The following is a 17408-nucleotide window of genomic DNA, read 5'->3' on the forward strand; positions in this document are numbered from 1 at the left end:
TAACCTTAAAGTTTAAATTGTGAAAATAAAAAAGAAACTTGATACTTTAAGTTTTCTATTTATCCTTAACAAATAGATTAAGTAATAAACCTGAAATTATTAATCCTATTCCTAGCAAACTGAATAAAGTATAGTTTTCACTAAACCAAATTAATCCTATTAACATTGAAAAAACAACTTCTAAATATTTTAAAGGAGCTAATTTACTTGTTTCCCCTAACTGTAGTGCTTTTGTCATATATACCTGTCCAAAATAGCCAAACACGCCAAGGCTTAAAAATATAAGCCATACGTTTAGTTGTGGTGTTTGCCAATTATTAATAGATAGAGTACCACCTATAACCGCTGAAATAATCATAAAATAATTTAAACTACCACAGGATGATCCTTGCTCCCTATTTTTCTAATAGTTATGTAAACTAATCCGGCAAAGATTGCAGATATTAATGCAAAAACTACACCTTCAATTTGTAATTTATTATCAAAACCTTTTAACACCAATACTCCAGAAAAAGCTAAAATAAAAAATAACCATTGAATAGGTTTTACACGTTCTTTTAAAAAATATACAGCAAAAAAGCTGCAAAAACAGGAGCTATATATCTTAAAGAAACTGCTGCTCCCATAGCAATATATTTTAATGACAAAAAAAACAAGGTCATAGAAATAAGACCAAAAACGCTTCGAGCGACCAGCAATGTTTTTTTATTTCCTTTAAGAGAAATTTTATTTTTTAATAAAAATGGTATTGTAAAAAATAATGAGCCTAAGGATCTAAAAAATACAATTTGATAGACGCTAAAATTGTGTAATGATAATACTTAGAGGTTTTTTATTTGTTTTATATAAAGAGATTAAAGATTCACTTTCAAATCAGCATGTTCCCATTCTGAATAACCTCCTTTTAAATCGTATATTTTTTTAAAACCAGCTTTAAGCATTATCTCTGCACATTTGGCACTTCTACCTCCTTTTTGGCAATATAATATTACAGGCTTTTCTTTATCTAATTTTGATATATCTGCTTCAAAAGTAGGAGAATTATAATCTATATTTTGAGAGTTAAAAAGATGTCCAGATTGATACTCTACAGGAGTTCTTACATCTACTAATTGTACGTTATTTAAATCTTTTAAAGTTTCAATTTCTTCTGTAGACACTACAGTAATTCCTTGCTCTGTTTTTGTAGAACAACTAAAAAGACAAATAGCTAGTATTAAAACAATTATAGTGGCTGAATTTTTCATTTAATTTTTGTTTGTTTTTTTATTTCTCGACATCTCCCGTCCATTCTGAAAAACCTCCTAATAAATTATAAGCATTCTCAAAACCCATTTCATTCATTATAGCACATGCTTGTCCACTACGGCCACCAGACCTGCAGTACACATAATAGTTCTTACTTTTATCTAAGGCTTCCAATTCATAAATAAAAGCTTGGCCTTTAAATATGTTTAAATTTTTTGCATTGGGAATAAAACCATCTTCAACTTCTTCTTCTGTTCTTACATCTAGTATAAAAGCATTTTCATCTGCTTTTAATTGTTTAGCCCATTGCTCTTGTGATAAATCTGACATTTATAGTTTTTTTTAATTGCAAAGTTAATGAAATTAACGTTTCATTAAGATATAGACGTAAAAAAACCTGAAGTGTTACAACTTCAGGTTTTTTTGTAGAAATATTTTATTTCTAAACTTTTATTGTACAACCAATTGCTTTAGTTTCAGTCACTTCAACTTCTTTCCCATTTAATAATGCATTTACAGCATCTTCAACATATTTCTTTTTTACTTCTTCTGCATTTTGATAATTATCATCTATAGCACCTATGTACTTAACAACATTTCCTTTTTTTGTTTTTTGTACTACATAAATATGAGGTGTTTTGGTTGCTCCAAACTGTGGATATACACGTTGACCTTCGTCCATTAAATATGGGAATGTAAAACCTTTTTCCATTGCTCGCTCTTTCATAGCCTCCATGCTATCTCCTGGCTTTACTTTTACGTTATTAGGCATAATTGCAATTACAGGATAACCTTTTTCGGCATACATTTTATTTAACGCCTCTATTCTATCTTCATAGGCTACTGCATAAGGGCATGTATTACACGTAAATGTAATTATAAAGCCTTTTGCATCGTCAAAATCCGACATAGAAACCGTTCTACCATCTATATTCTGTAGTTTAAAATCGGCAACTACATCTCCTACTTTATAACCTTTATCATTTTCTACGTTTGTAAATGACCAAATGCCAAAAACAACTGTTGTTAACAACATTAATTTTAATACTTTTTTCATTTTTCTATTTTTTAGTTTATAAATTTATCTACTTCCAATTCTAGTTCTTCTAAGGTAAAAGACTTTTCAAAAAACACTCTTTTATTTTTATTATATATTATTGTTGCAGGAATAGCTCCTGTCCATTCTTTATCTACTTTGGGTATCCAAGTATTTGCGTCCACATCGTTTAAAACTACTATTTCAGATTTTAACTTGTGCTTTGCTATAAATGGTTTAAGTTTAGTATCGTATTGCTTTGGAAAATCTAAACTCACTAATAATACTTCTACGTTTTTATTTTTATAGTTTTCATTTAAAGCTTCAAAATAAGGTAATTCTTTAACACATGGCGCACACCATGTTGCCCAAAAATTCACTACATAAATCTTGTCTTCGGTCTTATTTAACAATGGTTCAAGCTCATTAAAATTATAAACTTTTAAGTCTATATCTTTTAAGTTAATATCTTGATTAGCATCTTGAACATTAGCAACTGTTTCTGTTTCTAACTTTACATCTTCTTGGCTTGTATTTTGCTTGCAAGCAAAAATTAGCACAAATAATAATAAAACATATCTCATCATTTTATAAAAATAATCACAGAATTATAAACATTAACCATTTTTAACAAATATTTACATTAAATTTAATTTTGATTCTTGAAATCCAATTTATATATTTGACGCTTTAGAATATATTATGAACATTTTTTTAAATAATACTTGGTGGTGGAATTCTCGAAACTTTAACTTCGTGAACTAATCCTAATAAGTATTATTTATATAACTATACAAAAAGGCTTGTCTCACGACAAGCCTTTTTACATTCTGACCTTTTTCTCAGAATTAATTAAATAAAAGCAACATCTCATAAAAAATGAGTTATTGATATAAATTCAGCATTAAATGAAAACTTTTAGCCTTTACACTAATTACAAAAAAATTCTTGCAGATACTATTACTCCAGTTAGTATCTATTTAAAAATTAGAGATAAATTTCCCAATAGTATTTTACTAGAAAGTAGTGATTATCATGCAAACGATAACAGTTTCTCTTATATCTGTTTTAATCCTATTGCTTCTATAAAAGTATCTGGAGACACAATTGAACAAAAATTTCCAGATGGAAGTATACTTAGAAATCGTACTAAAGATGTTCCTAAAATGATCCATAAGTTTACTAAACGTTTTAAAGTAAATTCCGATCATGATTTTAAGTTTATAAACAACGGTATTTTTGGATATACTGCTTACGATGCTGTAAAGTACTTTGAAGATATAGAAATTTCAAAAAAAGAAAACTCAATAGATATACCAGATATTTATTATGCTGTCTATCAAAACATTATTGCAATTAATCATTTTAAAAATGAAGCCTATATTTTTGCTCATTGTTTTAATGATAATGCTAGCAATATAGATGAAATATTACATATTATAAAGTCTACTAATTTTGCTTCATTTGAATTTTCTACAGATTCAAAAATAAAATCAAATCTTACAGACGACGAATATAAAGACCATGTAACATTAGCTAAAAAACACTGTGCAAGAGGAGATGTTTTTCAGCTTGTTTTATCAAAAAAATTCTCTCAAACGTTTAAAGGAGACGAGTTTAATGTTTATCGTGCATTACGTAGCATTAATCCATCTCCATATTTATTTTATTTCGATTATGGCAATTTTAAAATTTTTGGAAGTTCTCCCGAAGCCCAATTGGTAGTAAACGAAGGAATCGCAGAAATCCATCCTATTGCCGGCACTTTTAAACGTACTGGAAATGATGAAAAAGATACTGGATTAGCAAAAAAGCTTGCAGAAGATGAAAAAGAAAACTCTGAACATGTAATGCTAGTAGATTTAGCCAGAAACGATTTAAGTAGACATGGCAGCCAAGTAAAGGTTGAAACTTATAAGGAAGCCCAATTCTTCTCTCATGTTATTCATTTAGTTAGTAAGGTTACAGGAAAAATTCACGACAATACTGCTACTATGCAAGTTGTTGCAGATACATTTCCTGCAGGAACTTTAAGCGGAGCGCCAAAACATAAAGCCATGCAACTAATAGAAAAATACGAGAAAACAAGCCGTGCTTTTTATGGTGGAGCTATTGGTTTTATGGATTTTAATGGTAATTATAATCATGCAATAATGATTAGAACTTTTTTAAGCAAAAACCACGAATTACATTGGCAGGCTGGAGCTGGATTAGTTTCTAAATCTAATCCAGAGAATGAGTTACAAGAGGTCTATAATAAATTAGGAGCATTGACAAATGCTATTGAATTAGCAAAAGAAATTTAATATGAAAAAAGTATTAGTAATAGATAATTACGACAGTTTTACATATAATTTGGTTCATTATTTAGAGGATTTAGATTGTGAAGTAACTGTAAAAAGAAACGATAAATTAACTTTAGAAGAAGTTGACTCTTTTCATAAAATAGTACTATCTCCTGGTCCAGGAATACCAGACGAAGCTGGCTTATTAAAAGCAATAATTAAACAATACGGTCCAACAAAAAGTATTTTGGGAGTGTGCTTAGGGCAACAAGCAATTGGCGAAGTTTATGGAGGCACACTAATAAATTTAGAAAGTGTTTTTCATGGTGTAGCTGCAAAAGTCGATATTACTGTAGATAATGAAGTTTTATTTAAAGGCATGGAGAAAACTATAGAAGTAGGCAGGTATCACTCTTGGGTTGTTAATGCTAATTTACCAGAAGAATTAGAAGCCACTTCTTTTGATGAGAATGGGCAAGTAATGTCTTTAAGACATAAAGTTTACGATGTTAGAGGAGTACAATATCATCCTGAAAGTGTATTAACTCCTTTAGGAAAACAAATTCTAGACAATTGGGTAAAAAGCTAAAACAATTAAATTTATCCGGCGCTTTTAATAGAAGACAAATATATTTTGCATATTAAAGCATAAAACATTTAAAATAATAAAGTTAATCGCTTTCGCGGAAATAAAATGAGAAAAATATTAAACAGATTAATTAATCACGAAAACATCTCGAGCGAAGAGGCTAGAAATGTGTTAATAAACATTTCTAAAGGGCAATATAACCAAAGCCAAATTGCTTCTTTTCTAACTGTATTTATGATGCGTAGCATTACCTTAGAAGAGCTTAAAGGATTTCGTGATGCTCTTTTAGAGTTATGCATAAGAATAGATTTATCTAATTTTAATACTATAGACTTGTGTGGAACTGGTGGAGATGGAAAAGACACTTTTAATATCTCTACAATTTCTTCTTTTGTAACTGCTGGAGCTGGAGTAAAAGTTGCAAAACATGGTAATTATGGTGTGTCATCTGCTTCAGGATCTTCAAATGTTATGGAAGCTTTAGGTATTCATTTTTCAAAAAAAGCAGACTTTTTAAAATACGCTTTAGACCAAGCAAGTATATGTGTTTTACATGCGCCATTGTTTCATCCAGCCATGAAACATGTAGCTCCAATTAGAAAAGAATTGGGTGTAAAAACATTTTTTAACATGTTAGGTCCAATGGTAAATCCTTCTTTTCCGCAAAACCAAATGGTTGGAGTTTTTAATTTAGAATTACAAAGACTTTACGGTTATTTATATCAAAATACAGACAAAAAATACAGTATTGTACATGCTTTAGATGGCTACGATGAGATTTCTTTAACAGGAAAAACTAAAATTATTTCTAATAATGCAGAAACCATAATAGAGCCATCAGATTTAAAAGTTGAACAATTGGAACAAGCAGATATTTTTGGAGGAGCAACAGTAAAAGAAGCTGCAAAAATTTTCAAAAATATAATTAATAATAAAGGAACAGAAGCACAAAATAATGTTGTTTTTGCCAATGCAGGATTAGCTATTGCTACAGTAAAAAACATTTCTCATCAAGAAGGATTTGAATTAGCAAAAGAGAGTTTAGAAAGCGGCAAAGCAAAAGCAAGTTTAGAACGTTTAATTCAATTAAGTAAATAATGGATATTTTAACAAAAATAGTTAAAGACAAACGTATAGAAGTAAACCTTCGAAAACAACTTATTCCCGTAGCACAGTTAGAACAATCAATCCTTTTTAATAAAAAAACCATTTCGTTAGCTAATAAATTAAAAAATAGTAATACAGGAATAATTGCAGAACACAAACGCAGATCGCCTTCAAAACAAATAATTAACAACACTCTAAACGTATTCGATGTAGCCAAAGGTTATGAAAATGCTGGAGTTTGCGGCATGTCTGTTTTAACAGATGGAAAATATTTTGGTGGCTCTTTAGACGATTTATTAACCGCGAGAGCAAGTTGCAATTTACCATTACTACGTAAAGAATTTATTATAGACCAATATCAAATTATTGAAGCTAAAGCTTATGGTGCAGATGTTATTTTACTAATAGCAGCCATTTTAACAAAAGCTGAAATTAAGCAATATTCTGAGTTTGCAAAAAGCCTAAATTTAGACGTATTATTGGAAGTGCATAATGAAGCAGAATTACAAAAATCAATCATGCCTAGCCTAGATATGCTTGGTGTAAATAATAGAAATTTAAAAACGTTTGAAGTTAGCCTAGAAACAAGCAAACTATTGAGCGAACAAATTCCAGATGATTTCGTAAAAGTATCAGAAAGTGGAATAAGCAGTATAGAAGCCATTAAAACCTTACAGCCTTTTGGCTATAAAGGCTTTTTAATTGGTGAAAATTTTATGAAAACAGATAATGCAGGCAATAGTGCCCAAAAATTTATAAACGATTTAAAATGAATCTAAAAATATGTGGAATGAAAAATGAAAACAACATCCTTGATGTTGCAGAACTTAATCCTAGTTATATGGGTTTCATTTTTTATGAAAAATCACCTCGATACTTTAATAGTGTAATACCAGAACTACCAGAGAACATTAAAAAAATAGGTGTTTTTGTAAATTCTACCTTCGATTATATTAGAGGAAAAGTAGAAAAACATAATCTACAAGGTGTACAGTTACATGGTGATGAGACACCAGAATTATGTTCTAAATTAAAAGCTTTAGATATAATAGTAATTAAAGTGTTTTCTATAAAAAATCAATTCGATTTTAAAGTTTTAGAACCTTTTGAAGACGTTTGCGATTATTATTTATTCGATACAAAAGGCAAAGAACCTGGTGGAAATGGCTATACTTTTAACTGGAATGTTTTAAAAAAATACCCATCCATTAAACCTTACTTTTTAAGTGGTGGTATTGGTCCAAAAGAATTAGATGCTTTGCTCCTATTTTTAAAAAGGCCAGAGTCTGAACTTTGCTGCACATTAGATTTAAACAGCAAATTTGAAACTGCTGCAAAATTAAAAGACATTACAAAGCTAAAAGCTTTTCAAAAAAAATTAATAGATGCTAACTATATAAGATAATTACTATTTAAGGTAGAAATTACTTTATTCATTGAAAAAGAAAATGAAATATAACATCAACAACAAAGGTTACTACGGCGATTTTGGAGGCGCATACATTCCAGAAATGCTTTACCCAAATGTAGAAGAGCTACGCTTAAATTACCTAAAAGTAATGCAAGAACCTTCTTTTAAAGAAGAGTTTAATCAATTATTAAAAGATTACGTCGGGCGCCCATCTCCACTTTACTTTGCAAAACGATTAAGTAAAAAATACAATACAAAAATTTATTTAAAACGAGAAGACTTAAACCATACTGGAGCTCACAAAATTAACAATACTATTGGTCAAATTTTAATGGCTCAGCGTTTAGGAAAAAAACGAATTATAGCAGAAACTGGAGCAGGACAACATGGTGTAGCAACAGCAACTGTTTGTGCACTTATGGGCATGGAGTGTATTGTTTACATGGGAGAAATTGATATTGCACGTCAAGCACCAAATGTTGCAAGAATGAAAATGTTAGGCGCTAAAGTTGTACCAGCATTATCTGGAAGCAAAACATTAAAAGACGCTACTAATGAAGCCATAAGAGATTGGATAAACAATCCTGTAGACACACATTATATTATTGGAAGTGTTGTTGGACCTCATCCATATCCAGATATGGTAGCTAGATTTCAAGCTGTCGTTTCAGAGGAGATACAGTGGCAATTACAAGAAAAAGAAGGAAAAAGCACACCAGACTATGTAATAGCATGTGTAGGTGGAGGTAGTAATGCTGCAGGTGCTTATTATCATTATTTAGAAAACACTAATGTAAATTTAATAGCCGTTGAAGCCGCAGGAAAAGGTGTTAACTCTGGAAAAAGTGCAGCAACCTCGGCATTAGGTAAAGAAGGTATTATTCATGGTAGTAAAACCTTATTAATGCAAACTAACGACGGACAGATTACAGAACCATATTCTATTTCTGCTGGACTAGATTATCCGGGTGTTGGACCAATGCATGCTCATTTATTTAAAACTGGACGTGCCGAATTTGTTTCGGTTACAGACGATCAAGCTATGACTGCTGGATTAGAATTATGCGAACTAGAAGGCATCATTCCTGCAATAGAAAGTTCTCACGCACTAGCTGTTTTTGGACATAAAACATTTAAACCAGACGATATTGTTGTATTAAGTTTGTCTGGTCGTGGAGATAAAGATCTTGATACTTATATTAATCATTTCAAATTATAAATTGTGAATAGAATTAATCAAAAACTAAAAGAAAATAAAAAGTTACTTTCTATATATTTTTCTGCAGGTTTCCCTAAACTAGACGACACAGTCTCAATAATAGAAAACCTTGAAAAAAATGGTGTAGATATGATTGAAATAGGACTACCTTTTAGCGACCCATTAGCAGATGGACCAACAATACAAGCAAGCTCTACACAAGCATTAAAAAACGGAATGACAACCAATGTTCTTTTTAATCAATTAAAAGACATTCGTAAAACCGTGTCTATTCCATTAATACTTATGGGTTATTTTAATCCTATGCTTCAATATGGTGTAGAAGCATTTTGTAAAAAGTGTCAAGATATTGGTATTGATGGTTTAATAATTCCAGATTTGCCTGTAGATGTTTATAACGAAAAATACAAAGCTATTTTTGAAAAATATGGTTTAATAAATGTGTTTTTAATAACTCCGCAAACCTCTGTAGAACGTATTAATTTTATAGATTCCATTTCAAATGGATTTATTTATATGGTAAGTAGCGCAAGTGTAACAGGTAGCAGCTCTGGTTTTGGAGAAGCACAAACTAATTACTTTAAACGCATTGCAGATATGAACTTAAAGAATCCTCAAATTATAGGTTTTGGTATTAGTGATAGTGAAACTTTTAAACAAGCTACAAAATATGCTAAAGGAGCGATTATAGGTTCTGCGTTTATAAAACACTTAAAAAGCGAAGGTGTTACTAAAATAAATAATTTTACAAGCCTAATTTTAAGATAGTTTAGCATTGATAATCAATGTTTTAACTAAGCCTTGTGATATGTTTTTATTGATGATTTGTATATTAGTATAGAATCAATAAAACAAAAATATTATGGGAACTATAAAAGACAAAAAGAAATTTAAAACTACAAAAACACAAACAAATCCTACCAACCCAACTGGGAACACGGATATAAAAACAAATAAATTTGATATTGATAAATCAACTATCAAGAAGCAACAAAACAAGCAATAATTTATTTTAAAATTATTACTTTGTAAAGCCCAAACTTAATATTAAGTTTGGGCTTTACTTATTATAATTATTATGGCATTAAACATTGTTTTAATAGAACCCGAAATACCTAATAATACAGGAAACATTGGTAGACTAGCTTTAGCATCTGGTTCTAATCTACACCTAGTAAAGCCTTTTGGTTTTGAAATTACAGACGCGAGGTTAAAGCGAGCCGGACTAGATTATTGGCAACATCTTAACGTTACATATTATGATAGTATTCAAGATTTTTTTAAAATAAATAAAGACAAGAAAATGGCTTTTTTATCAAGTCATGGCAAAAAGCAACATTGGGATATTAAATTTGAAGATGATTTATTTTTAATATTTGGTAAAGAATCTAAAGGCTTACCAAAACCTATCATTCAAAAACATGAAAACGCTTTATTTAAAATTCCACTTTACAGCGAACATGTACGCAGTCTAAACTTAGCAAACGCTGTAAGCATTATAATTTACGAAGGTTTAAGGCAATTAAAATGAATAACTTAATAAGTGCTTTAGAAACTGAATTTTCTCGTAATGCAAATTCCCAAATAGCATTAAAGCAGCAAGCTTATATGCGAGATCAATTTGTAACTTATGGTATTAAAACGGAAGTAAGAAGAAGCATTCAAAAACCATTTTTAGTTAAAACCTATCTTCCAGAAAAAGAAGAATTAGAAACTATAGTTAAAACACTTTGGGCTAAACCAGAAAGAGAATTTCAATATTTTGCACAAGAACTTTCTTTTAATTATTTAAAGCAAACAGAACAAAAAGACATTGCTTTATTCGAGTTTATGATAACTAATAAATCTTGGTGGGATACTGTAGATTTTATAGCAGTAAAACTATTAGGCAACTACTTTAAAATCTTTCCCGAATTACAAAAAGAATACGTTGATAAGTGGTTAAATTCAGAACATATATGGTTGCAACGTTCTGCGTTATTATTTCAATTAAAATACAAAACAGATTTAGATTCTAGTTTAATGGCTTACACCATTAATAACCTTTTGGGCTCTAAAGAGTTTTTTATAAACAAAGCCATTGGTTGGGTTTTAAGAGAATATAGTCGCACAAATCCTAATTGGGTTTTAGAATTTGTAGCAGCTACACCGCTAAGTAATTTAAGCAAAAAAGAAGCTTTAAGACTAATTACTTAATATTATATATTATTTTTCTTTAAGTATTCTAAATAAAAATCCTCAACTTTTTTTCGAGCCCAAGGTGTACGGCGTAAAAATTTAAGACTAGATTTAACTGATGGGTTATCTGTAAAACATTTAATTTTTATATTATAACCCATGTATTCCCAACCATAATGCGCTTGTAAATCGGTTACAATTTTCTCAAGTTTAATTCCGTGGAGTGGATTGTTTGGTTGTGACATTTATAATACCATTTGTTTTATTTTAATAGCTTTCTCAAAATGATCTAATTGGTGCGTTTCAATCCACCAAGTAGCAGCCTCCATTAGCAATTTTGGATTGTCATTTTTATTTTTAAAAAACGCATAAAATGATAATCCGACATTATCTCCTTTTTGAGCAATTTTTTGATTGCAGACTTCTATAATTTTTTCTTTTAATTCTTTAGTCATCCTTTAATTTCTAGAACGTCTATCACTAGTTGAGCGTCTATCGTTACTAGAACTTCTGCTCTTATTTTTACTACGGTTTCTTCCTCCTCCATTTCTTGAGTTAGAATTCTTTTTAGACCTATCTCCAGGACCTTTTGCCTTTTTATTTCTTGGCTGTCTATTTTGCCTTGGTTTTATTGGTGCTGTAGATGCATTGGGATCTGGCTCGAAACCTTCCATTATTTGTACTGGTAATTTTTCTCCAATTAGCTTTTCAATATCACGTAAATACTGTGTTTCGTCCGCACTTACTAAAGATATAGCTTCTCCTTTAGCTCCTGCTCTACCTGTTCTTCCTATTCTGTGTACATAATCTTCAGAAATATTGGGTATTTCAAAATTAATAACATGTGGTAATAATGGAATATCCAATCCACGTGCGGCAATATCTGTTGCTACCATTACGCGAATTGTACCGTCTTTAAAACCTTTTAAAGCTTTGGTTCTTGCGCCTTGACTTTTATTTCCATGAATTGCTGCAGCGGTAATTCCGGAGCTAATCATTTTCTTAGTTAATTTATTGGCTCCGTGTTTTGTACGTGTAAACACAAGTACTTGTTTCCAATTACCATCGGAAATTAATTTAATTACCAAATCGGTTTTTAAACCTTTTGCTACACGATATATTTTTTGGGATATAGCTTCAACTGTTGTATTTTCAGGAGTAGCTTCAACCTGTACAGGATTTTTAAGAATATTAAAAGCTAACTTTTTTATATCCTTAGAAAACGTTGCAGAAAACATAAGGTTTTGCCTTTTATCTGGCATTAGTTTCATGACGCGTTCTATGTCACGTAAAAAACCCATATCAAGCATTCTATCTGCTTCATCTAAAACAAATATTTCTACACGTTTTAAAGACAATAAGCCTTGGTTGTTTAAATCTATTAAACGACCTGGTGTTGCCACCAAAACATCTACACCTTTTCTAATAGTTGCTACTTGTGGTTTTTGGTTTACACCGCCAAATATAACGGCACTTCTTAAATTTAAAAATTCGCTATATTCTTTAACATTAGCATACACTTGCGCTGCTAATTCTCGTGTTGGTGTTAATACTAATGCACGAATAGGTCTAAATTTTTCTTTAGGGTTTTCGCTTAATAAGTGCAACATTGGCAAAGTAAAACCTGCTGTTTTTCCTGTTCCTGTTTGTGCAGATGCTAAAACATCGTATCCATCTAAAACTGGTGGTATTGCTTTTGCTTGTATTGGTGAAGGTATATTGTATCCTTTTTTACTAATTGCTTTTAGTATAGGCTCGGACAGCCCTAATAATTTAAATGACATAAATAGTGTTTACTTGAGAGCCTTAATTTGGCGTTTTAAGATGAACATCTATTTTATAAACATCACCTCTTTTTTTTGTGTAAAGGTAGTACTTATTTATAGTTTGCTGCTATAATTGGCAAATGTTTGTGTTTTAAACAAATTTAATAAATAAAACTATCAATTTTTATTGCTAATAACACCAGCCAAATAATCTGCATCTTTACTTACTCCTCCTAAAGTTGCCGAGCCACGTGTATACATCCATGGTAATCCTATAAAATATAAGCCTTCTATATTACTTACTCCTCTGTAATTTTTTGGGTAATTATCTGCATCTAATTCTAGACCTTGAATCCAGTTAAAATTAGGGCGATAACCTGTAGCCCAAACAATGTTTTTAATTGTCGATACTTTTTTAGTTTTAAAAAAAATATCATTATTTAAAGCATCTTTAGTTCTCCCAACAGCAATAACATTGTCTCTGGATAATATCTCTTTTACGTCTGTACCTATAACTGGCTGTGTAGAAGAATTAATTTTTTTTCCAATCCAACTATATTTACTAAAACTTAAAAAGCCTACTAATGTAAACCACCACCATAATGTTTTACCTAAAAATTGTTGTGGTATAGATTTTACATTTGTATCTCCAGAGAAATAAACGGTTCTTGATTTATTTTTAGAAATTTCGTTTAAAATTTGATAACCAGAATCGCCACCACCCACAACCAATGCATCTCCATCTTGTAATTGTTTTGCATTTTTATAATAATTACTATGCATTTGAAGTATGCTTTCTGAAATCTTTGTATGGCAAGGCGGCGTATAAGGTATATGAAATGGTCCGGTTGCTACAATAACATTTTTAGCTTCAATTTCTCCATTTTTATGCTCGATATAAAACCCTTTTTCTGTTTTATGCACAGCTGTAACCAACGTATTTAGTTGTACTGGAATTTTAAATTTATCTACGTAGGATTTAAAATAATTAGCCACTTCAAACTTGGTAGGATAATGTCCTTTTGGAGCTTGAAATTTAAAACCTGGAAGATGGTTATATTCGGTAGGTGTAAATAATTTTAAAGAATCCCACCTATTTAACCAAGAGGCACCAATCTCCTTTTCACCATCAACAACAATAAACTCTTTGTTCATTGCTTTTAAATGATAAGCCATTGCTAATCCTGCTTGCGCTCCTCCTATTACCACATAATCCAACATCTGTAACTAATTTAATTCCATGCAAAAATAGAAACATAAGTGAGAACCACTAAGTATTTACTAATTAATAACAATTCACTAGTTTAATTTTAAGGTATATTTGCTTAGAACCTAAATAAAGTTTAAACAACATATTACCAAAACAAATATTTATTAGCTATGCAATTGTAAAAGACTTTAAAACAAAGTTTTTAGCAGTTAAAAAATAATAAAATTTAAAAACATGAAAAACCAACAATATATTTTATTGTTTATCATCTCATTATTTATATCTCAAAATATATTTTCTCAAGAAAACTTCGAAAAAACTAAACTGGTTACCACTGTATTTAAAGCTTTAAAAAAACAGAACGAAAAAAAAATACTAAGAAGTCTACCAACAAAAGAAGATATTAAATACCTTATTCCGTTAGTTAAAGCGGCAAATCCAAAAGAAAACATACCTGAAGTAGACTCTATAATTTTAGAGTTTAAAACTGGAGCTATTGAAAGTTTTAGAAAAGCTATTAAAAAAGGAATTGCGTTTGGTATTGAATGGGATAATATTGTTTTACAAAAAGTAAAATATGAAGCAAATCCTGAATCCAAATTACAAATAGAGAGAGGAAAAATTACGTTGGTTTGCAGTAGTAATGAAAAGAAGTTTTTAATTATTTTAAAAAAATCGTCCAAAATACGTGGTACTTGGAGATTAATGAACCCTATTAAATTTACGTTGATTTAAAGCATTTTAATACTTAATTAACTAAAAAAAATTACTAGCTATTTCATTTATACAAGAATTTGACTTTGTAAAAAAAATCTGCTAACTTCGAATTTATATAACGTTGAATATAATTCATTGAAACGGAATCATATTCGAGTGACGTTACCTGTAAGCCAAGAACAATAATTAGAATCAAAATAAATGATAGAAAAAAACATAGGATTTATTAAACAAATAATTGAAGAAGGTATTCCAGTTCATAAATTTTTAGGACTAAAATTATTGGAACTTGAAAAAGGGTTTGTAAAAGTTAAAGTTCCCTTTAGAGATGAAATTGTTGGAGATATGAGAACAAACAGGTGGCACGGAGGAATTATTGCTACAATAATGGACTCTGTTGGTGGTATTGCAGGAAGCACTCACTTTACGTCATTGGAAGATAAATTAGTAACTATTGATTTAAGAATAGATTATTTAAAAGGTGCTGAAGCATCTGAAATAATTGTGGAAGGTAAAATAGTTAGGTTAGGTAATAGAATACTTGTAACGAAAATGAAAGCCTTTCAGAATGATGAATTAATTGCAGAAGGAAAAGGCGTATATAATTTCATACGAATTAACAAATCAACGGAAAAATAGGAACTGAAACAAAATAGCCTACAGGTAACAAAGTGTAAAAATAATAAGGGTTTTAGTGCTTATCCCAAAGTGAAGTGCATTTTACAAAGTCCGCAAAATTTACAATTTTGCATGTCTATTAATTAAAGAAAAAATTGCAAATTTGGCTAAGTGATAAATTGAAAGTTCAGTCCTTCGAAATCCCTTACTATTCTTACACAAACCGTTATAAAAATTCGAAATCTCGAAATTTAAGGTGTAGAATTAGAGACCTGTAACATTTTACCGTTATAATACTTATTACCATTTAAAGAGAAATCTGCAATATATTCTGCCATTTCTAAAGCTGTTGTAGGTGCTTGATAGCCAGGAAAAGCTTCTTCTAGCATTTCTGTTTGTACTGCACCCAAAGCAAGTACATTAAAGCTTGGTCCAGTTTCTTTATACTCCTCGGCTAAAAGCTCTGTAAGCGTTACCACTGCACCTTTACTAGAACTATATGCAGACAGTCCAGGAAACTTAACACTACCTTGTACACCTCCCATAGAACTAATGGTGACTACGTGTCCATCGCTTTTTAAAAATGGTAAAACACGACGCGTCATTTCGGCAACACCAAATACGTTTGTTTTATAAACGTGTTCAAAATCTTCCATAGAGGTTTCTGCAAATGGTTTATTTAACAATGCTCCTGCATTATTAATTAAAATATCTACATGCTTCCACTCTTTAGTCACGTAATCTTCAACCTTTTTATAGTCTTCTTTTTTTCCTAAATCGAAAGCAAAAGATTCTATATTATCAAACTGAAGATTACTTACTGGCTGTGCGTTTCTTGATAGCGCCAATACATTATGACCTTGATTTGCTAAGATATGTACCAACTCAAAACCAATACCTCTACTTGTTCCGGTAATTATAATATTTTTACTATTCATGCATTTTAATTTCTTGTGATGCTGTATTTGCCATTGTTTCTATTACTGGTGCTAATTTATTTATTAGACTTGCCATAAAATTATAATCTAATTTATCTACCTCATCATCTACATGATGGTAAAAATCAAAATTAGTTAAATCGCAAGACGACACAGTGTGACTTGGCACATTAAAAGCTTGGTAAAAAGCATAATTATCTGACCTTTTAAACAACCCATATTTTTTTGAAACATCTGACGCTCCAATAAGTTTTTCGCCTGCATAATTATTCATTTTTTCTCCTAGGTTTGATAATTCGTGGCCTGTAATAAATGCTTGATAGTCTCTATCTTTAAAAGGTACACCAATCATCTCTAAATTAATCATTGTGTACAGGTTAATTTCACTTTCCTTTAGTCTTTCCGCCAAATGTTTTGAGCCTAATAATCCTTTTTCTTCAGCAGTAAATGTTGTAAAAATAATGCTTCTTTTATTGTTTTTATTTTCAGAAAAATATTTTGCCAAAGCTATTACACCACTCGTTCCCGCAGCATTATCATTAGCTCCATTAGCAATAGTATCTCCATTTACATCTTTACCAGAACCAATATGGTCGTAATGTGCTCCAATAATAATAAATTCGTTTTTAAGCTTAGCATCTGTTCCTTCTAAATACCCAACAACATTAAAAGCGTCGAGTGTTTCGACTTTAAAATTATCGCGATATGTATCGAAATATGGCTTTAATCCGTACTTTTTAAATGCTGTTTCTATGTAAGTTGCAGCTTTATCTATACCTTCACTTCCGGTGTCTCGACCATTCAAATTATCTGAAGCTAAAAAAGACACTATTTCTTTTATTTCTGCAGCATTTATAAAATCTTGATCTTCCTTTTTATTCTCTACCGTTTGTGTTATTTTTTCGGTGGTATTTTGAATAGTTGTATTAGATGTTTTTTTAGCAGAATCGCAACCTATAAATAAAGCTAAAACACTAAGTGTAGTTATTATTTTCATGTGATTTTTTTATTTGAGTTTAAAGATAAAAAAAACCTACTTCATATTTATGAAATAGGTTTTTAGTTTTATTAAGATTATTGGTTTAC

General features: G+C 30.3%; 24 protein-coding genes. 12 read left to right on the forward strand and 12 right to left on the reverse strand.

The window, feature by feature from the left end; all coding sequences use genetic code 11:
• Nucleotides 1-55: 55 nt before the first annotated feature.
• From CLV86_RS14425 to CLV86_RS03135, 6 genes are all read right to left on the reverse strand, one after another.
• Nucleotides 56-358: an EamA family transporter gene (locus CLV86_RS14425; RefSeq protein WP_346226596.1), complete on the reverse strand. Its 303-nt coding sequence runs from the start codon at nucleotides 356-358 to the stop codon at nucleotides 56-58.
• A 199-nt stretch (nucleotides 359-557) separates the two neighbouring features.
• On the reverse strand, nucleotides 558-788 hold the full coding sequence (locus tag CLV86_RS14430; protein WP_346226706.1) for an EamA family transporter: 231 nt from the start codon (nucleotides 786-788) through the stop codon (nucleotides 558-560).
• Nucleotides 789-854: 66 nt separating this feature from the next.
• Nucleotides 855-1247 carry a rhodanese-like domain-containing protein gene (locus tag CLV86_RS03120; RefSeq protein WP_121049545.1) on the reverse strand — a complete coding sequence of 131 codons (393 nt, stop codon included), beginning with the start codon at nucleotides 1245-1247 and terminating at the stop codon, nucleotides 855-857.
• Nucleotides 1248-1266: 19 nt separating this feature from the next.
• On the reverse strand, nucleotides 1267-1578 hold the full coding sequence (locus tag CLV86_RS03125) for a rhodanese-like domain-containing protein (protein ID WP_076733883.1): 312 nt from the start codon (nucleotides 1576-1578) through the stop codon (nucleotides 1267-1269).
• A gap of 112 nt (nucleotides 1579-1690) precedes the next feature.
• The gene (locus CLV86_RS03130) at nucleotides 1691-2305 is read right to left on the reverse strand and encodes a thioredoxin family protein (protein WP_076733884.1); all 615 of its coding nucleotides are present in this window, start codon (nucleotides 2303-2305) and stop codon (nucleotides 1691-1693) included.
• A gap of 11 nt (nucleotides 2306-2316) precedes the next feature.
• Nucleotides 2317-2871, reverse strand: a complete 555-nt coding sequence (locus tag CLV86_RS03135) for a TlpA disulfide reductase family protein (protein ID WP_121049548.1) — start codon at nucleotides 2869-2871, stop codon at nucleotides 2317-2319.
• A 321-nt stretch (nucleotides 2872-3192) separates the two neighbouring features.
• Here CLV86_RS03135 and CLV86_RS03140 point away from each other — a divergent pair, with 321 nt between their 5' ends.
• The 10 genes from CLV86_RS03140 (at nucleotide 3193) to CLV86_RS03180 (ending at nucleotide 11091) form a co-directional block, all read left to right on the forward strand.
• Complete coding sequence (locus tag CLV86_RS03140) at nucleotides 3193-4590, forward strand: anthranilate synthase component I family protein (RefSeq protein ID WP_121049551.1); 1398 nt, start codon at nucleotides 3193-3195, stop codon at nucleotides 4588-4590.
• A 1-nt stretch (nucleotide 4591) separates the two neighbouring features.
• Nucleotides 4592-5158, forward strand: coding sequence for an anthranilate synthase component II (locus CLV86_RS03145; RefSeq protein ID WP_121049554.1), 567 nt, complete (start codon nucleotides 4592-4594; stop codon nucleotides 5156-5158).
• Between the two features lie 105 nt (nucleotides 5159-5263).
• Complete coding sequence (gene trpD, locus CLV86_RS03150) at nucleotides 5264-6256, forward strand: anthranilate phosphoribosyltransferase (protein ID WP_121049557.1); 993 nt, start codon at nucleotides 5264-5266, stop codon at nucleotides 6254-6256.
• Nucleotides 6256-7038 (forward strand): indole-3-glycerol phosphate synthase TrpC, encoded by a 783-nt coding sequence (trpC, locus tag CLV86_RS03155; RefSeq protein ID WP_121049560.1) that lies wholly within the window; start codon nucleotides 6256-6258, stop codon nucleotides 7036-7038. The genes trpD and trpC overlap by 1 nt, the downstream gene beginning before the upstream one ends.
• Nucleotides 7035-7670: a phosphoribosylanthranilate isomerase gene (locus tag CLV86_RS03160; protein WP_121049563.1), complete on the forward strand. Its 636-nt coding sequence runs from the start codon at nucleotides 7035-7037 to the stop codon at nucleotides 7668-7670. The genes trpC and CLV86_RS03160 overlap by 4 nt, the downstream gene beginning before the upstream one ends.
• Nucleotides 7671-7713: 43 nt before the next feature.
• A complete protein-coding gene (gene trpB, locus CLV86_RS03165; RefSeq protein WP_121049566.1) occupies nucleotides 7714-8895 on the forward strand; it encodes a tryptophan synthase subunit beta in 1182 nt (393 codons plus the stop codon).
• 3 nt (nucleotides 8896-8898) lie between these two features.
• Nucleotides 8899-9663, forward strand: coding sequence for a tryptophan synthase subunit alpha (gene trpA / locus CLV86_RS03170; protein WP_121049569.1), 765 nt, complete (start codon nucleotides 8899-8901; stop codon nucleotides 9661-9663).
• A gap of 94 nt (nucleotides 9664-9757) precedes the next feature.
• The gene (locus CLV86_RS14205) at nucleotides 9758-9901 is read left to right on the forward strand and encodes a hypothetical protein (RefSeq protein ID WP_170148507.1); all 144 of its coding nucleotides are present in this window, start codon (nucleotides 9758-9760) and stop codon (nucleotides 9899-9901) included.
• A gap of 72 nt (nucleotides 9902-9973) precedes the next feature.
• Nucleotides 9974-10426 (forward strand): tRNA (cytidine(34)-2'-O)-methyltransferase, encoded by a 453-nt coding sequence (locus CLV86_RS03175; protein ID WP_121049572.1) that lies wholly within the window; start codon nucleotides 9974-9976, stop codon nucleotides 10424-10426.
• Nucleotides 10423-11091 (forward strand): DNA alkylation repair protein, encoded by a 669-nt coding sequence (locus CLV86_RS03180; protein WP_121049574.1) that lies wholly within the window; start codon nucleotides 10423-10425, stop codon nucleotides 11089-11091. Before CLV86_RS03175 ends, CLV86_RS03180 begins: the two co-directional genes overlap by 4 nt.
• A 2-nt stretch (nucleotides 11092-11093) precedes the next feature.
• On the opposite strand, the gene CLV86_RS03185 is transcribed toward CLV86_RS03180, so the two are convergent.
• The 4 genes from CLV86_RS03185 to CLV86_RS03200 form a co-directional block, all read right to left on the reverse strand.
• A complete protein-coding gene (locus CLV86_RS03185; protein WP_121049576.1) occupies nucleotides 11094-11318 on the reverse strand; it encodes a VF530 family protein in 225 nt (74 codons plus the stop codon).
• A complete protein-coding gene (locus CLV86_RS03190) occupies nucleotides 11319-11528 on the reverse strand; it encodes a DUF6500 family protein (RefSeq protein ID WP_121049578.1) in 210 nt (69 codons plus the stop codon).
• A gap of 3 nt (nucleotides 11529-11531) precedes the next feature.
• Nucleotides 11532-12857 (reverse strand): DEAD/DEAH box helicase, encoded by a 1326-nt coding sequence (locus tag CLV86_RS03195; protein ID WP_121049581.1) that lies wholly within the window; start codon nucleotides 12855-12857, stop codon nucleotides 11532-11534.
• 159 nt (nucleotides 12858-13016) lie between these two features.
• Complete coding sequence (locus tag CLV86_RS03200) at nucleotides 13017-14060, reverse strand: flavin-containing monooxygenase (protein ID WP_121049585.1); 1044 nt, start codon at nucleotides 14058-14060, stop codon at nucleotides 13017-13019.
• Nucleotides 14061-14283: 223 nt separating this feature from the next.
• Between CLV86_RS03200 and CLV86_RS03205 the strand changes: the two genes are divergently transcribed.
• On the forward strand, nucleotides 14284-14784 hold the full coding sequence (locus tag CLV86_RS03205; RefSeq protein WP_121049589.1) for a hypothetical protein: 501 nt from the start codon (nucleotides 14284-14286) through the stop codon (nucleotides 14782-14784).
• Nucleotides 14785-14967: 183 nt separating this feature from the next.
• A complete protein-coding gene (locus tag CLV86_RS03210) occupies nucleotides 14968-15405 on the forward strand; it encodes a PaaI family thioesterase (RefSeq protein ID WP_028284032.1) in 438 nt (145 codons plus the stop codon).
• Nucleotides 15406-15635: 230 nt separating this feature from the next.
• Here the strand turns inward: CLV86_RS03210 and CLV86_RS03215 are convergent, their stop codons facing one another.
• Entirely contained in the window at nucleotides 15636-16322 is a 687-nt protein-coding gene (locus tag CLV86_RS03215; RefSeq protein ID WP_076733902.1) for an SDR family NAD(P)-dependent oxidoreductase, read from the reverse strand.
• On the reverse strand, nucleotides 16315-17319 hold the full coding sequence (locus tag CLV86_RS03220) for a M28 family metallopeptidase (protein WP_121049592.1): 1005 nt from the start codon (nucleotides 17317-17319) through the stop codon (nucleotides 16315-16317). The genes CLV86_RS03215 and CLV86_RS03220 overlap by 8 nt, the downstream gene beginning before the upstream one ends.
• Nucleotides 17320-17408: the final 89 nt, after the last annotated feature.

This window comes from Lacinutrix venerupis, from assembly GCF_003663945.1.
Taxonomy (GTDB): domain Bacteria; phylum Bacteroidota; class Bacteroidia; order Flavobacteriales; family Flavobacteriaceae; genus Lacinutrix; species Lacinutrix venerupis.

Bases quoted from the DNA above. Each gene is read 5' to 3' on its own strand.
- CLV86_RS14425 (WP_346226596.1), bottom strand. From the start codon at position 358: ATGATTATTTCAGCGGTTATAGGTGGTACTCTATCTATTAATAATTGG.
- CLV86_RS03120 (WP_121049545.1), bottom strand. From the start codon at position 1,247: ATGAAAAATTCAGCCACTATAATTGTTTTAATACTAGCTATTTGTCTT.
- CLV86_RS03125 (WP_076733883.1), bottom strand. From the start codon at position 1,578: ATGTCAGATTTATCACAAGAGCAATGGGCTAAACAATTAAAAGCAGAT.
- CLV86_RS03130 (WP_076733884.1), bottom strand. From the start codon at position 2,305: ATGAAAAAAGTATTAAAATTAATGTTGTTAACAACAGTTGTTTTTGGC.
- CLV86_RS03135 (WP_121049548.1), bottom strand. From the start codon at position 2,871: ATGATGAGATATGTTTTATTATTATTTGTGCTAATTTTTGCTTGCAAG.
- CLV86_RS03140 (WP_121049551.1), top strand. From the start codon at position 3,193: ATGAAAACTTTTAGCCTTTACACTAATTACAAAAAAATTCTTGCAGAT.
- CLV86_RS03145 (WP_121049554.1), top strand. From the start codon at position 4,592: ATGAAAAAAGTATTAGTAATAGATAATTACGACAGTTTTACATATAAT.
- trpD (WP_121049557.1), top strand. From the start codon at position 5,264: ATGAGAAAAATATTAAACAGATTAATTAATCACGAAAACATCTCGAGC.
- trpC (WP_121049560.1), top strand. From the start codon at position 6,256: ATGGATATTTTAACAAAAATAGTTAAAGACAAACGTATAGAAGTAAAC.
- CLV86_RS03160 (WP_121049563.1), top strand. From the start codon at position 7,035: ATGAATCTAAAAATATGTGGAATGAAAAATGAAAACAACATCCTTGAT.
- trpB (WP_121049566.1), top strand. From the start codon at position 7,714: ATGAAATATAACATCAACAACAAAGGTTACTACGGCGATTTTGGAGGC.
- CLV86_RS14205 (WP_170148507.1), top strand. From the start codon at position 9,758: ATGGGAACTATAAAAGACAAAAAGAAATTTAAAACTACAAAAACACAA.
- CLV86_RS03175 (WP_121049572.1), top strand. From the start codon at position 9,974: ATGGCATTAAACATTGTTTTAATAGAACCCGAAATACCTAATAATACA.
- CLV86_RS03180 (WP_121049574.1), top strand. From the start codon at position 10,423: ATGAATAACTTAATAAGTGCTTTAGAAACTGAATTTTCTCGTAATGCA.
- CLV86_RS03185 (WP_121049576.1), bottom strand. From the start codon at position 11,318: ATGTCACAACCAAACAATCCACTCCACGGAATTAAACTTGAGAAAATT.
- CLV86_RS03190 (WP_121049578.1), bottom strand. From the start codon at position 11,528: ATGACTAAAGAATTAAAAGAAAAAATTATAGAAGTCTGCAATCAAAAA.
- CLV86_RS03195 (WP_121049581.1), bottom strand. From the start codon at position 12,857: ATGTCATTTAAATTATTAGGGCTGTCCGAGCCTATACTAAAAGCAATT.
- CLV86_RS03200 (WP_121049585.1), bottom strand. From the start codon at position 14,060: ATGTTGGATTATGTGGTAATAGGAGGAGCGCAAGCAGGATTAGCAATG.
- CLV86_RS03205 (WP_121049589.1), top strand. From the start codon at position 14,284: ATGAAAAACCAACAATATATTTTATTGTTTATCATCTCATTATTTATA.
- CLV86_RS03210 (WP_028284032.1), top strand. From the start codon at position 14,968: ATGATAGAAAAAAACATAGGATTTATTAAACAAATAATTGAAGAAGGT.
- CLV86_RS03215 (WP_076733902.1), bottom strand. From the start codon at position 16,322: ATGAATAGTAAAAATATTATAATTACCGGAACAAGTAGAGGTATTGGT.
- CLV86_RS03220 (WP_121049592.1), bottom strand. From the start codon at position 17,319: ATGAAAATAATAACTACACTTAGTGTTTTAGCTTTATTTATAGGTTGC.